The sequence below is a fragment of the Deinococcus taeanensis genome, assembly GCF_020229735.1.
Taxonomy (GTDB): domain Bacteria; phylum Deinococcota; class Deinococci; order Deinococcales; family Deinococcaceae; genus Deinococcus; species Deinococcus taeanensis.
This window is the reverse complement of sequence record NZ_CP083455.1, coordinates 864066-877991: the sequence shown is the minus strand read 5'-3', so window position 1 is coordinate 877991 and position 13926 is coordinate 864066. Positions and strand designations below refer to the sequence as shown.

Here is a 13926-nt window from a genome sequence, read left to right as displayed (position 1 = left end):
CCAGGCCGCGCCGCCCGGGCCGGAGTGGCCGGTTGAGCGTTCCGGAAGTCCTGGCGCGCCTGCGCGAGGCGGAACGCCAGGCCGGGCGCCCCGAGGGCAGTGTGCGCCTCGTGGCCGTCACGAAAGGACAGCCGCTGGACGCCATCGAGCGGTGCGTTCTGGCGCACGGCACGTTCCCGCTGGGTGAGGGACGCGCGCAGGAACTGCGCGACAAGTCCACCCTCCGGCCCGACCTGGAGTGGCATTTCATCGGGTCCCTGCAGCGCAACAAGGTGAAGTACCTGCGGCACGTGACGCTGGTGCACTCCATCGAGGCGCCGTGGCAGGCGGAAGCCATTGCGCAGGCCGCACAGGACTGGGGCCACGCGCCGGCCACGCTGCTGCAGCTGCACAACGGTGAGCGCCAGAAGCACGGCGTGGACCCCGCCGATCTGCCCGCCACGCTGCGGGCCGTTCAGGCCACCGGCCTGAGCGTGCGGGGCCTGATGGTGATGGCGCCGGACCTGGAGGACCTGCCGCCGGCCGAACGGGACGCGCACCTGCTGGCCCTGTTTACGGACACGGCGCGCCGGGCGCATGATCTGGGTCTGTCAGAGTTGAGTATGGGCATGAGCGGGGACTACCCGCTGGCCGCCGCCGCTGGAGCCACCCTGGTCAGGGTGGGAAGGAGTCTGTTCTCGTGAAATTCACCCCGCTTGATGTCCGACACCAGGAATTCCCGAGCCGCATGGGCGGATACGACCGCAGCAGCGTCCGCGCGTTTCTGAACGATCTGGCCGACGACCTCGAACTCCAGCTTCAGCAGCACCACAGCGCCCTGGAACGGACCAGGGACCTGGAACGGGACCTCGAAGCGCAGCGGCAGAATGAGGATGAAATCCGCCGGGCAGTCGTGGCCGCCGAACGCATCTCACACGAGCTGCGTGAGAACGCGGCCCGCGAGGCTGAGCTGATGGTCGCGCAGGCCACCACGGAACGTGACGGCCTGCTGCGCGAAACCGAAGCCCGACGCACCGAACTCGAAGCCGGCCATCAGGCGAGGCAGTCCGCGCTGGAAGCGGCGTTCCGCGGCCGGTTCGCGGACCTGGAACGCGACCACCACAACCTGATCCTGGAACGCGAACGCGCCCAGGCTGAACGGCTCGCCGCGCTGGAACGCACCTTCAGTGACCGGCACGCGGACCTCACCGCGCGTCTCACCGCGGCCCGGCAGGAGTACGCGCAGTTCCTCAGCGGCTACCGGGCGCTGCTGGGCTCCTTCACGGAACTCGCCGCGCGGCACGTCCCTCCTGAAGAGCCGGCGCTGCCCGTACCCCGCCTGCCACACGCCGCCCCGACGGCCACGGACGAAGCGCTGCCTGTCCTCCCGCCCACAGCGGCAGCGCAGGCCACGGATCCGGCTTCACCCCCTGACCTGAACGCCGCGCCCCTCGCCGGGCACGCGCTCATCACGCCCGGACCTGCCCAGGTGGACGCCGACGACCGACCCCTGCGCATAGAGGCGCAGCAGTTCCTGTGAGCGCGCCCGCTGCGGCCCTGCCGCACGTCACGCTGCCCCTGACGGACGGGGCGTTCCTGCGCGACCCCTACCCGCTGCTGACGCAGCTGCGCGCCGACACACCGGTGTTCTTCGACCCCGGCCTGCGGCGCGTGGTCCTGACCCGGCACGCGGACATCAGCGCCGTGCTCCGCGACCGGCGGTTCGGGCGCAGCGCCCTGCACCGCTACTCACGCGATGAACTCGGCTGGCCCCTCCCCGACCCGCGGCAGGCGAACTTCGACGCTTTCAACAGCAACCACCTGCTGGACAGCGAACCGCCGAAACACACGCGCCTGCGGTCCCTGTTGCAGCTGGCCTTCACCCCCCGCCGCGTGGACTCCCTGCAGCGCCGCATCGAGCTGATTCTCGACGCGCAGCTGCGCTCCCTGGGCGCCGCAGGTCCCTTCGATTTGGTCAGTGCCTACGCCGAGCCGCTGCCCGTCACGGTGATCGCGGAACTGCTCGGCGTGCCCGAAGCGCACCGACACCACTTACGCCCCTGGTCGGCGTCCATCGTGAAACTGTACGAACCACTGCCCACGCCCGCCGACCAGGACGAAGCGGAGCAGGCCGTCCTGGACTTCAGCGCGCTCCTGCGCGAACTCGTGGCCCAGCGACGCGCGCACCCACGCGATGACCTGATCACGGCGCTGGTGCAGGCCGAAGAGAACGGTGACCGCCTGACCGAGCAGGAACTGATCGACACCTGCATTCTCCTGCTGAACGCCGGACACGAAGCCAGCGTGAACGGCCTGACGGCCGGAGTGCTGACGCTGCTTCGCCAGCGTCCGCAGTGGGACGCGCTGGTCGCGCAGGCGCACGTGCCGGACAGCCTGGGCGTCTTCCGGCGCGCCGCCGAGGAACTCCTTCGGTTCGACACGCCCCTGCCCATGTTCGAGCGGATCGTGCTTGAACCTCTCACGCTGCACGGCGTGCCCCTGAACCCCGGCGACCGCGTGAGCCTGCTGTACGCCAGCGGGAACCGCGACCCGCAGCGCTTTGACGCCCCGGACGACCTGAAGCTGGACCGCGACCCGAACCCGCACCTGACCTTCGGACTGGGCATTCATTACTGCCTGGGCGCGCCCCTCGCCCGGCTGGAACTCGCGCTGAGCCTGCGCGCCCTGTGCCGCGCGCTGCCAGCCCTGCGCCTCGTGAATCCTCAGGAACCCGGGCAGTACACCGGGGGATTCGTGATCCGGGGTCTGGCGCGCCTGGACGTTCAGGCCGGTTGACCCTGCACCCGCCACACCCGGAGGTCACTGCCCACCACTGGGACCCTGGCACCTCGCGTGCGTTCCAGATCAGCGGCGGAGTGGGCGGGCCGCGCAGGAGGCCACGGGGCCGCGGCCATTCCCACTTCCATCGGCTCAAGCGGCGGGCGCCGAACGGAAATGTGACGGTGGCGCGCTGAGGACGAGGGAGCCTGCTGGCAGCGTGGTCCGGCCCGCAGCCCTGACCACCGGTCACGGGCATCAGGTGGGTGTCCTCCCGGAAGACCCTGTGACCGGCAGGCGAGCGCCCCCACAGAGGCCGACCCGGCATGTTTGCGCCTCCTGGCAGGCCCGCTGAACCAGCGGGCGAACACGCGGACCACCTGACCCTGGACCGGACCTCGGCGCAGACCTCCCCCCTGCTCGGCACTGCGGTCCAATGCCTGGACTGGTGTGCTGGCGGGGAAGGTCACGGGACGGGACTTCCAGGGAGGCAGCCTGACGCACGGACCGCGTGGGTGCGGATTGGGCCCCGCCGCGGAGGGGTGGTGACACGCCCCAAAGCCGGGGCATCCAGGGGTCCTGGGGGGACTCTGCTTGACCCGGCGCAGTTCGTCAGTCTACCGTCCGCCGCGCTGGTCCTGGTGCGGCGGGCAGCGTGGAGTCTCCGTCACTGTTGGGGACGGTGAAGGTCCACCAGTGCCGGCTCAGTTCGCCCGCTTGGGCTTCTGCGAGGGCCTCATCAGGGCGCGCGAGGGCCAGCAGGGCCAGCACGCGCGCCGGGCCGCGCGCCTCACTGCGCGCCAGGGCTTTGTGCGCGGTGGCCTGACCCTTGCGGGAATTCAGGGCCAGTTGCGCGTGCGCCAGCACCGCGAGCAGATGCGGGTCGGCGGCTTCGCCCATTAGTTCGGCCACTTTCAGGCCCTCGGCGAGGGCACGCAGCGCTGCGTGCGGCTCGCGCGCCAGCTGGAGTTCGCCCAGCAGGGTCACGGCGGCAATCAGCGCGGCGCCGTCACCGTCACGCCGCGCCTTTGTACGCGCGTCCAGGGTCAGGGTGGGGGCGTCCGGGTGCTGCTGCTGCTGGGCTGCCCGGGCGCGCAACAGGGTCACGCGGGCGTCCGCCGGCAGCAGCTGAAGGGTTGCGGTCGCCTCTGCGCTCTCGCCCAGACGCAGGAGGGCAGCGGCCCGCCGCTGGGGCTCGCGGGTCCAGGCCAGGGCCAGCCGGGGCTGGCCGCTGAGCAGGGCGAGCGCGGCAGCCTCCTCCTGCTGCGCCGCACTGAGGCCGGCAGGCAGACTGGGGAGCGCCGCGCCCGGCGGGAAGGTGCGCAGCTGCGCGCGGAGGGTCACCAGCGGGTCGGTCACGCCTGCCATTGTGCCAGCCGGGGCTGGCCGCGTGGTCAGGCGCTCAGGGCCAGGTCCAGTCCCAGGAACCGCCATAGTGCCCGGCGGGGCACGCGCAGGCCGTTGGGGTGTTCCACGGCGCCCAGCCGGCCGTCACGGATCCAGCGGCGGACCGTGCGTTCGTGCGTGCCGGTGAAGTCAGCCACCTCGCTGACTTTCAGGAGCTTGGGCATGTTCTGGTACTGGTCGGATAAGGTCACGTCTCTGGCCTCCTTAAACGCGGCGGGGCTGCGCGCCGGCAGCCCCACCTTCACATTCAGTTGTCACGACACCGGAAAGCTGGCTGAGCACATCCACACACGTCAGAACGGACGCGCCGCCCGGTCGGCCGCAGGGGCGCGGCTGGCGGGCGGGCTTGGTAGAGGTCCGTTTCAACTTGCTCAGAAGCTAGCACACCGTCTGTCAGGGCCGCGTCAATGTTCTTGGGGGTTTCTTGAGACCCCCCGGCTGGGGTCTTGGCGAGGCTCCGCGCCCCGGGGACGGCCGGCGCAGCGCTGCTCGACAGTCACGCGCAATGCGTCTGCTGTCGCAACTGTCTGGCACGCTGGTCAACGTGCTTACCATTCCATTCTGCTTGGTCCCGCCGTGGACGTGAGGGCCGGATACCGGAACGCACGCAGCAGACCCTGCTGCAGACCGTGAATCTGGCGACCCTCTCTATCGGGCTGAACGTGGCCGGCAACCTTAACCGCGTGCAGGGGGCGCCTGGGGACTGAGGAAAGCCTGGAACGGTTCGGGGAGACCCTGCGGCGCCGGTTCCGGTTGTGGGCCGGTTCACGGAGGGGTTCGAGGCGACCAGCCTGCTGTTCTGCATCGGTCCTATGACCGTGATCGGAGGCCTGCAGAATGGCCTGACCGGCGACAATGAACGTACGTGCTGAAAGCCACGCTGGACGGCATTACTGCACTGGTCCTGCCGAGTGCGTACGGCGTGAAGGTGGGATTCGGCGTACTGACGGTGCTGATCGTACAGAGCGCCACCGCTCAGCCAGCGGGGTCGTTTACGGTGGGTCTGCCAGGCGGCGCGGGCCCGAGCGTCCTGAACACGGACCCCTACGTGCTGTTGATCACAGGTGCGGGTGGCCTGACGATCTGGCCGCTGACCTGAATCCCGCGCCTGACCCGGTTAGGGCTCTGGCACACCCTGCCGGGGTCTTGAGTCCGGTATCAGTCGGGACTCATGAACGCATATTCTATGCAGCGGATCTTCAGAGGGTCTTGCGGCGTTCTTCCGGGTTGCTGTGCAGTTCAGCCGTTCGTCAGTTTCACAGCCTACGGTGCAAGGACATCAAGGAGGTTCATATGCAACAGCACCGTAAAGGGATTCTGATTCTCTCAACTCTGCTTGTGTCGGGCGCTGCAGGCGCCAGCCCTGCGAAAATCACGGCGCAGACCATCATTGTCAATCCGGTTGAGACAACACTGAACGTGGAAGTCTGGGTAAACAAGGACGCCAGCGGCCGCGGCAACCCGTCGTACCGCAAAGGTGAAAACATCAAGATCGGCCTGAAGACCAACCAGGACGCTTACGTGTACCTGTTCAACGTGAACGCCAACGGCGTGGTCGATCTGTTCTACCCGAACAGCTACGAGGAAAGTAATTTCGTAAAGGCCGGCGTGACCCGCGTGTTCCCTCCGCAGAACGCGAAGTATGCGTTTACGGTCGGCGGCCCGAACGGACAGGACCGTCTGCTGGCACTGGCCAGCACCCGTGAACTTGACCTGAACGACATCGTGCGGTTTGTAGAGGGGCAGGGTTTCGCGGAGGTCAGCGTGAAGGGTCAGGAAAACCTTGCCCGGGCCTTGAGCATCGTGGTGAACCCACTGCCCGCCGATGGCTGGACGACGGATACCGTCACGTTCCGCGTGGGGGGTCAGCCGGTCAGCACGCCGCCCTCGCCGCCGCAGGACAGCGCTACGGGGACGGTTACCATCACGCCGGACCGCCCCGCGCAGCAGCCCGCGCCCAGCCCGGCCCCGGCAGCCAGCACCCCCACAACGAATATCCAACCGGGTGAACGGCAGAACGCCGCGCGGGACCAGGCGATGGTGGATGCCTACGCCCGCCTGAAAGGTGAGGAGAGCCTGGGACCGGCCACCACGTACGCCACCGCCTGGGGCGATGGCCTGTGGCAGAAGTTCCGTGGTGTGGGGGCCTATGGTGACGCAGTGCTGCTGCACGCCAACGGGAGCAGCCGCGCGTACGCGGTGCACGGGATGCTGCTTGAACGTTACCTGGCGCTTGCGAAAGCGGAGAACGGGGCGACGCGCCCCCCAAACCGGCTGGGCTGGGCGGCGGGGGATGAGAAGGTCATTCCGCAGAACAGCCTGGGCACCAGTGGCCTGTACGGCTTCTTCCAGAATGGCGCGCTGTACGGCACAGAGAAATACGGCGTGTTCTGGCTGAGCGGGAATGTGCTGAAAACGTACCAGGGTCTGGGCGGGAGCGGCTCATTCCTGGGCTTCCCGACGCGTGACCAGTATCAGATCAGTGGGGCGTGGGCGGCTGATTTCGAGGGCGGTACGATCCGTACGGTGAACGGTGTGGTGAAAGTCTACCGGAAGTAACGTTCCCTGCAGGTGAAAGCGGACCCGGACTGGGTCCGCTTTCACCTGCAAGACCACGGGGTTAGGTGAGAGAAAGAAGCTGATGGATGAGCTGAGCGTTCAGTGGCGGGTCAGCTTGCGGACTTACAGTATGCGTACCTCGAAGAGGTTAAGACCAATCAGTTTCACGTTCTGCCGGAGGGCTCCCAGCACACCCCCGGCCCCGCATCCCCCGGCGGCCGCCGCACCGTGCGCAGCGCCCACCGGATTCAGAATCGGCGCCCCCGTCCGGACGGGGGAACACCCTCTCAGATCCCAGCGTTTTCCAGCAGAAGGGCCGCCCCGTGCACAGGGCGGCCCGACTTCATGCGCTCAGCTGAGTTTCGCCTTGAACTCCTCGTAGCCAAAGGTTTTCACCCGTTCGTATGACCCGTCCGTTCGCAGGATCCCGATGTCCGGGTGTTTGACGCCGTTGAAGAACGTCGTTTTCACCATCGTGTAGTGGATCATGTCATCGAAGACCACGCGGTCTCCTACCGTGAGGGGCCGGTCGAACACGTACTCACCGACCACGTCCCCGGCAAGGCAGGTCGTGCCCCCAATGAGGAAGGCGTGTCCGGCCGGGGCGTCCACCGCCTCCCGGTGATCCTGCTCGGGTGGGTCACCGGCCCCCAGAATGCGCGGCCGGTACGGCATTTCCAGGACGTCGGGCATGTGCGCCGACACGCTGACATCCAGCAGCACAGCGTTTTTGACGTTGTGAACAACGTCGAGCACGCTGCTCACCAGCCAGCCTGTCTGCCAGCCGAACGCACTCCCGGGCTCCAGAATCACGTGCACACCCCATTTCTCGCGGAAGGCCCGCACCACGCGGATCAGACGCGCAATGTCATACCCTTCGCGGGTCATCAGGTGGCCACCGCCGAAATTCACCCACTTCACGCGGGACAGGACCTCCCCGAAATTCCGTTCCAGGACCTCCAGCGTGCGCTCGAGCGTGTCACTGTCCTTCTCGCACAGCGTATGAAAGTGCAGGCCGTCCACGCCGTCCATCAGGTCCAGGCGGAACTCACGGCGGGTCACGCCCAGCCGGGAGAACGGACCCGCCGGGTTGTACAGATCCGTCTCGACCTCCGCGTACTCCGGGTTCACGCGAATGCCCACGTGGAGCGTGCGGCCCGAGGCGCGCGCCGCCTCCACCTGCGGCCGGAACCGCTGCCACTGCGTGAAGGAGTTGAACACCAGGTGATCAGCCAGTTCCAGGATGCGGGGAAAGTCCTCGTCGCTGTACGCCGGGGCGTACACGTGCACCTCGCCCCGCATCTCCTCCCGGGCCAGGATCGCTTCGTTCAGGCTGCTGGCCGTCGCGCCGGTGATGCCGTACTCCCGCAGCGTCGGAAACGCGGACCACATGGAAAAGCCCTTGAATGCAACGATGATCTGCGCGCCACTTTCACGCTGCACGTGCGAGATCAGCGCCAGGTTCCGCCGCAGTCGCGATTCATCCAGCACGAACGCCGGGCTTGGAATTGCCGACCAGTCCACGGCGTCCACGGGCGTCACGTCAGGCAGCTGAAAATCAGAAACAGTCACGCCCCACAGGGTAACCGCTGCGGGGCACGCAAAGAGTCAGCAGAGGCTCAGTGATGGCCGAACAGGGCGGCGATCAGGCGAAGCACAGCGACCGCCAGCATCCATTTCCACCAGCCTTCCCACCAGGTGCCGGTCTTCACCGGCAGGGCCGCGGCTGTGCCTCTGAGACTGAACCGGCGGGCGGTTGCCGCCTGCCAGTCCCGTTCGGGCGTGTCCCTGAGCATCTTGGCGGCCGGCCGGTACCCCGTGCCGGCGGCGCGTTCCAGCAGGTGCCGGGCATACTCCAGACTGGCCTGGATGGGCGCGGTGTCGACCGGGCGCAGCACACTGTCCTCCCCGAGTTCCACGCGGCCGGCCCGCAACTGTTGAGCCAGTTCGTAACGGGCGTCGTTGTTGCCGCCGTCGGCCGCCCGGTGCAGGTACCTGAACCGCTGCCGGGCATCGAGTGCGAACTGCTCCTGGTACGCGGTGAAGTCCTGATAGACGCGCCAGCTCATGTCGCCGCTCAGGAGATTGGCGGCTTTCAGGATGGCCTCGCGCTTTTGCGGAGTGTCCTTCAGGCGGTCGGGCATCCTCGCCTCCTGAAGGTGGACCAGCGTCTCGGCGGCCTCCGTATGCGCCTGTTCACGGGCGCTTTCCAGCAGGGGCCGCGCATCCGGCAGCGGTCAGTTCGGGTGGGCGAGTTGAAGCCGGGCCAGCAGCACGGCGGAATCGGCGTCCCCATCCTGAGCGGCCCGCGTGAGCAGCGCGGCCACCCGGGGAAGCTCGGGGAGGATCCAGTCCCTGGCGGCGTGCAGGGCCCAGCCGAACATGCCGGACGGCACCGCGCCGCCCTACTGCCCGGCCGCGCTGAGATACCGCCGCAGGGCCGCCAGACGCTCGTCGGGTTTCGCCTCTGCGCTGGTCAGGGCGACGAACAGCTGCTCGGCCTGCAGGGGATCAAGTTCGGCAGCAATGCGCGCGCGCTCCACGGCCACCTGCTGGTCGTTCCCGAAGGCCAGGGCGTGGTGCGAGACCCGGGCGTGAAATTCGGCCCAGAGGCGCTGCATGTCACCCTGGCCAAGCTGCCCGGCGTCCTGCTGCTGCCGGGCGAAGGTCAGCATCTGCTCCTCGCTGCCGCCCCATTCCGTGCGCAGGTGCAGAAGCATCACGCGGCGCAGGGCGAAACTGCCCGGATTGTCCTGCAGGCCCCGTGTGAACCACTCGGGGTACTCCTGCTGCTGCACTTCATGCAGGCTGACCTGGCAGCCACGCGTGTTGCTTGCCAGTCCCACCACGATCCAGGCCGCCAGGGGATTGTCAGTGAGGGTTGCGGCGTGGCGGGCGCAACCCTCCGCCTGGGTCAGGAAGTAGTCCAGGGCGCGCCACCCCTGATCACTCACGTGGTCCGAGCGGGCCTCACCGCGCGCTTCCCACCCGCGGCCCAGGAACCAGCTGGCCAGCGCCACATGCGGAGCGTAGGTGCCGGGATGCCGTTCCGTCCATGTCTGAAAGCCGTCACTGAGGGTCAGGTCAGAGGTCTGGAAGGCGCGGAAGGCGCCCAGCAGGTCGCGTTCCCCGAGCTGCCCGGCCTCAAACTGTGTCTGGAGTGCGGTCAGGTGGGTGTGCAGCGGCTCGATGTCGCCGCTGCGCAGGAGCTTCAGAAGGTCCGGGCCGTTCATGCAATGCTCATGATAGCGGCCGGCGGGGGCGCTGGGGCGAAGACCTGCCGCCCCGCACGCCGGTGAACCCGGCGCGCTCTTTAGTGGGCCGGGACCTAACCCGCCGTGAACTTCAGGGTGCCGTCCGGCGCGCCGTCCCGGACGAGGGTGGGCACAATGGTGCTTGTGCTCAGGCCCGCCGCAGCACGGACGTCCTCACCCAGGCCCAGGCGGTTGAGGTGCTGGCCGTGGCCGCTGCTGCTCAGGGCCTCCAGGGGGTTGCCACTGTTGCGCCGCACGGTCAGCGCGATGCGGGCGCCGTCGTCGATGCTGAATTCGCCCATGGCCAGCAGGTACTCGGCCAGCACCCCGGCGGCGTACACGTCCTCCAGACCCACGTGCTCGTCGGTGCCGGCGCAGACGATGGCAATTTCCTCAGTGGCGCTGGCGCGGGCGCGGCGCGCCGCGGCGTGGGCGTTGGTGAGCGCCGCGAGGAACACGTGCTTGCCGGTGGCGGCGGCAGTGTGCGCGGCGCCGGTCCCGTTGGTGGTGTTCATGACCACGGTCCTGCCGGTGAAGTTCTGCCCGGCCGCTTCGACGGGACTGTTCCCGAAGTCGAAGCCCGGAATGGGCAGGCCGCCGCGTTCGCCGCCCAGAAGGTACGGGCTGTTGTCGGCGCCGTCGCGCAGGGCCAGGGCGATGTCGGGCGTGGCGGTGAGGAGCAGGGCGTCGGCGCCGCGTTCCAGGTAGGTGACGGCGGTGGTGGTGGCGCGCAGCACGTCGATGACGACCACCACGTCCGGGTACGTGCCGTGGGGAAGCAGGTCGACTCTCAGGCGCATGTTATTTCAGGGCCTCCCGGAGGCGCTCGAGACCGGCGTGCGCGCCGTCTCTGCCGAAGACGGCGCTGCCGGCGACGAGGTTGCTGGCGCCGGCGTTCACGATGGCGCGGGCGTTGGTGGCGCTGACCCCTCCATCGACCTGAAGTTCGGCGTCGCTGCCAAGCTCGTCGAGCCAGCGGCGAACGGTGCGGATTCGCTCCAGGCTCTGCGGAATGAACTTCTGTCCGCCGAAGCCCGGGTTGACGCTCATGATCAGCACAAGGTCCACGTCGGGCAGGACGGGTTTCAGGGCGTCGAGGGACGTGCCGGGGTTAAGGGTCACGCCGGCCTTCTTGCCCAGTTCGCGGATCTGTTGCACGGCGCGGTGTACGTGCGGGGTGGCCTCCACGTGCACCGTCAGGCCGTCGGCACCGGCGTCGGCGAAATCCCGGAGGTACCGTTCGGGCCGGTCGATCATGAGGTGAACGTCCATGAACAGGGGACTGGCGGCGCGCGCGGCGGCCAGGATGGGCAGGCCGAAGGAGATGTTCGGGACAAACTGACCGTCCATGACGTCCACGTGGGCCCAGTCGGCGCTGTCAATGGCGCGCAGTTCCTCGCCGAGTCGGGCGAAGTCGCTGGCCAGGATGCTTGGCGCGAGCTTCACGCGTCGCGCAGGTTGAGGTTCGGCGGTCACGTGCCGAAGCTTACCATTCCGCCCGGCCGGGTTTCACAGGCGGCGAATCCTGCACCGGAGGTTCAGCTGGAGCCAGAATCAATCTCAGGGCGGCCAGGGTGTTCCCCCGTCCGGAACAGTTGGGGTTCCCGCGGAGCCAAACGGTCGTTTGGCTCCGGTTGGCTGCGGGTGGCATGATGACGTGCAGACGGAGGAACCCATGTCCCAGCAGCACCCCCGGCCCGACCTGAACGCCTGGAAGGCGCAGGCCAGCAAGGACCTGAAAGGCGCCGACCCGGCGCGCCTGAATCGCGAGACGCCCGAAGGCCTCACCCTGAAACCGCTGTACACCGCCAACGACCTCGACGGCCTGGACGTCAGCACCCTGCCGGGCCTGCCCCCTTTCACGCGCGGGCCACGCGCCACCATGTACGCCGCGCGCCCCTGGACCATCCGGCAGTACGCGGGGTTCTCCACGGCCGAAGAGTCCAACGCCTTCTACCGCCGCAACCTCGCCGCCGGGCAGAAGGGCCTGTCGGTGGCTTTCGACCTCGCCACGCACCGCGGGTACGACAGTGACCACCCGCGCGTCGTCGGGGACGTCGGCAAGGCCGGGGTCGCCATCGATTCCGTGGAGGACATGAAGATCCTCTTCGACGGCATTCCCCTTCAGGACATGTCGGTTTCCATGACCATGAACGGCGCGGTGCTCCCGATCCTGGCCGGGTACATCGTTGCGGGGCTGGAGCAGGGCGCCACCCTCGCCCAGCTGTCGGGCACCATTCAGAACGACATCCTGAAAGAGTTCATGGTGCGCAACACGTACATCTATCCGCCGGCGCCCAGCATGCGGATCATTGCGGACATCATCGAGTTCACGGCGCGGGAAATGCCGCGTTTCAATTCCATCAGCATCAGCGGGTATCACATCCAGGAGGCCGGCGCGAACGCCGCGCTGGAGCTCGCGTACACCCTCGCCGACGGGCTGGAATACGTGCGCGCCGCGCTCGGCAAGGGCCTGAGCATCGATGAGTTCGCCGGGCGCCTGAGCTTCTTCTTCGGGATCGGGATGAACTTCTACACCGAGGTCGCCAAGCTGCGCGCCGCACGGCTGCTGTGGAGCGAACTGATGGCGCAGTTCGAGCCGCGCAACCCCATGAGCCGCGCGCTGCGCACCCACTGCCAGACCAGCGGCTGGAGCCTCACCGAGCAGGACCCGTACAACAACGTGGTCCGCACGACCATCGAGGCGATGGCCGCCGTATTCGGCGGCACGCAGAGCCTGCACACCAACTCCTTCGACGAGGCCATCGGGTTGCCCACCGACTTCTCCGCCCGCATCGCGCGGAACACGCAGCTGATCCTGCAGGAGGAAACCGGGATTCCGCACGTCGTGGACCCCTGGGGCGGCAGTTACCTGATGGAACGCCTCACGCATGACCTGGCCGACAAGGCCCGCGAACTGATGCGTGAAGTGGAATCACTGGGCGGCATGGCGAAAGCCATCGAGAGCGGCGTGCCGAAACTCCGCATCGAGGAGAGCGCGGCGCGCAAGCAGGCGCGCATCGACCGCGGCGAAGACGTCATTGTGGGCGTGAACAAGTACCGCCCGGCTACCGAGACGCCCGTGGACGTCCTGGACATCGACAACGCCGCCGTGCGGGACGCGCAGATCGCGCGGCTGCAACAGGTGCGCGCCACGCGCGACCCCCAGGCCGCGCAGGCCGCCCTGACCGCCCTGGAGGACGCTGCGCGCACCGGTCAGGGCAACCTGCTGGCCCTCGCCGTTACTGCCATGCAGGCCCGCTGCACGGTCGGCGAGGTCAGCGAGGCGCTCGAGCGCGTGTGGGGCCGGCACGCCGCCGAGATCCGCACGCTGTCCGGCGTGTACGCCGCCGGCTACGAGGGCGACGAGGGCTTCAGCGCCCTGCAGGGCGAGATTGAGGCGTTCGCGCAGGCCGAGGGCCGCCGGCCCCGCATGCTGGTCGTGAAGATGGGCCAGGACGGACACGATCGGGGCGCGAAGGTCATCGCCACCGGCTTCGCAGACCTGGGCTTCGACGTGGACGTCGGCCCGCTGTTCCAGACGCCGGAAGAAGCGGCCCGGCAGGCCGTCGAGAACGACGTTCACGTGGTCGGCGTGAGCAGCCAGGCGGCCGGGCACAAGACCCTGGTGCCGCACCTGATCGAGGCGCTCCGGGCTGAGGGCGCCGGGGACATTCTGGTCGTGGTGGGCGGCGTGATTCCGCAGCAGGACTACGCGGCCCTCCGGGAGGCCGGCGCGGCCGGCATCTTTGGACCCGGCACCCCGATCCTCCAGAGCGCCCGTGAGGTGCTGCGCCTCCTGCGGGACCGCGCGTGACCCACCCGGCCCCGGACGCGCCGTCCCGCTCACCCGCCGGACCGCACCTGGGGGGCCTGGGCCTGGTACCGGGGACGCCGGCGCCGGGTGTCCTGACCGGGGTGCTGACGGGGCTGCAGGGTCTGGGCATGG

15 protein-coding genes are annotated in these 13926 nt (G+C 68.5%); 7 read left to right on the top strand and 8 right to left on the bottom strand.

The genetic code is table 11. From position 1 onward, the window contains the following. Positions 1-32 precede the first annotated feature (32 nt). From LAJ19_RS04265 to LAJ19_RS04255, 3 genes are read left to right on the top strand one after another with little or no spacing between them, the layout of a single operon-like run. On the top strand, positions 33-683 hold the full coding sequence (locus LAJ19_RS04265) for a YggS family pyridoxal phosphate enzyme (RefSeq protein ID WP_225477066.1): 651 nt from the start codon (positions 33-35) through the stop codon (positions 681-683). Beyond that, a complete protein-coding gene (locus LAJ19_RS04260; protein WP_225477065.1) occupies positions 680-1519 on the top strand; it encodes a DivIVA domain-containing protein in 840 nt (279 codons plus the stop codon). The genes LAJ19_RS04265 and LAJ19_RS04260 overlap by 4 nt, the downstream gene beginning before the upstream one ends. After that, positions 1516-2775 (top strand): cytochrome P450, encoded by a 1260-nt coding sequence (locus LAJ19_RS04255; protein WP_225477064.1) that lies wholly within the window; start codon positions 1516-1518, stop codon positions 2773-2775. Before LAJ19_RS04260 ends, LAJ19_RS04255 begins: the two co-directional genes overlap by 4 nt. A gap of 594 nt (positions 2776-3369) precedes the next feature. Here LAJ19_RS04255 and LAJ19_RS04250 read toward each other — a convergent pair. Beyond that, positions 3370-4125 (bottom strand): hypothetical protein, encoded by a 756-nt coding sequence (locus tag LAJ19_RS04250; RefSeq protein WP_432804228.1) that lies wholly within the window; start codon positions 4123-4125, stop codon positions 3370-3372. 26 nt (positions 4126-4151) lie between these two features. After that, positions 4152-4328, bottom strand: coding sequence for a helix-turn-helix domain-containing protein (locus tag LAJ19_RS04245; RefSeq protein WP_432804236.1), 177 nt, complete (start codon positions 4326-4328; stop codon positions 4152-4154). Between the two features lie 591 nt (positions 4329-4919). Here LAJ19_RS04245 and LAJ19_RS21900 point away from each other — a divergent pair. The 3 genes from LAJ19_RS21900 to LAJ19_RS04235 all read left to right on the top strand — a co-directional run bounded on the left by LAJ19_RS21900 (position 4920) and on the right by LAJ19_RS04235 (position 6723). Beyond that, entirely contained in the window at positions 4920-5036 is a 117-nt protein-coding gene (locus tag LAJ19_RS21900; RefSeq protein ID WP_349774825.1) for a DUF554 family protein, read from the top strand. Further along, positions 5030-5263, top strand: a complete 234-nt coding sequence (locus tag LAJ19_RS04240; RefSeq protein WP_255639842.1) for a DUF554 family protein — start codon at positions 5030-5032, stop codon at positions 5261-5263. Before LAJ19_RS21900 ends, LAJ19_RS04240 begins: the two co-directional genes overlap by 7 nt. A 194-nt stretch (positions 5264-5457) precedes the next feature. Next, complete coding sequence (locus tag LAJ19_RS04235; RefSeq protein WP_225477061.1) at positions 5458-6723, top strand: DUF4384 domain-containing protein; 1266 nt, start codon at positions 5458-5460, stop codon at positions 6721-6723. Between the two features lie 351 nt (positions 6724-7074). Here LAJ19_RS04235 and nspC read toward each other — a convergent pair whose 3' ends face one another. The 6 genes from nspC to rpe form a co-directional block, all read right to left on the bottom strand. Beyond that, on the bottom strand, positions 7075-8295 hold the full coding sequence (gene nspC / locus LAJ19_RS04230) for a carboxynorspermidine decarboxylase (RefSeq protein WP_225477060.1): 1221 nt from the start codon (positions 8293-8295) through the stop codon (positions 7075-7077). Positions 8296-8342: 47 nt separating this feature from the next. Then, positions 8343-8867 carry a hypothetical protein gene (locus LAJ19_RS04225; RefSeq protein ID WP_225477059.1) on the bottom strand — a complete coding sequence of 175 codons (525 nt, stop codon included), beginning with the start codon at positions 8865-8867 and terminating at the stop codon, positions 8343-8345. A gap of 93 nt (positions 8868-8960) precedes the next feature. Continuing rightward, a complete protein-coding gene (locus tag LAJ19_RS04220; RefSeq protein WP_225477058.1) occupies positions 8961-9107 on the bottom strand; it encodes a hypothetical protein in 147 nt (48 codons plus the stop codon). A gap of 21 nt (positions 9108-9128) precedes the next feature. Beyond that, on the bottom strand, positions 9129-9956 hold the full coding sequence (locus tag LAJ19_RS04215; protein ID WP_225477057.1) for a hypothetical protein: 828 nt from the start codon (positions 9954-9956) through the stop codon (positions 9129-9131). Between the two features lie 95 nt (positions 9957-10051). Next, positions 10052-10777 (bottom strand): 2-phosphosulfolactate phosphatase, encoded by a 726-nt coding sequence (locus LAJ19_RS04210; RefSeq protein ID WP_225477056.1) that lies wholly within the window; start codon positions 10775-10777, stop codon positions 10052-10054. Position 10778: 1 nt separating this feature from the next. Continuing rightward, on the bottom strand, positions 10779-11453 hold the full coding sequence (rpe, locus tag LAJ19_RS04205; protein WP_225477055.1) for a ribulose-phosphate 3-epimerase: 675 nt from the start codon (positions 11451-11453) through the stop codon (positions 10779-10781). Between the two features lie 199 nt (positions 11454-11652). On the opposite strand from rpe, the gene scpA reads away from it, so the two are divergent. Next, positions 11653-13794, top strand: coding sequence for a methylmalonyl-CoA mutase (scpA, locus tag LAJ19_RS04200; protein WP_225477054.1), 2142 nt, complete (start codon positions 11653-11655; stop codon positions 13792-13794). The last annotated feature ends 132 nt before the right edge of the window (positions 13795-13926 follow it).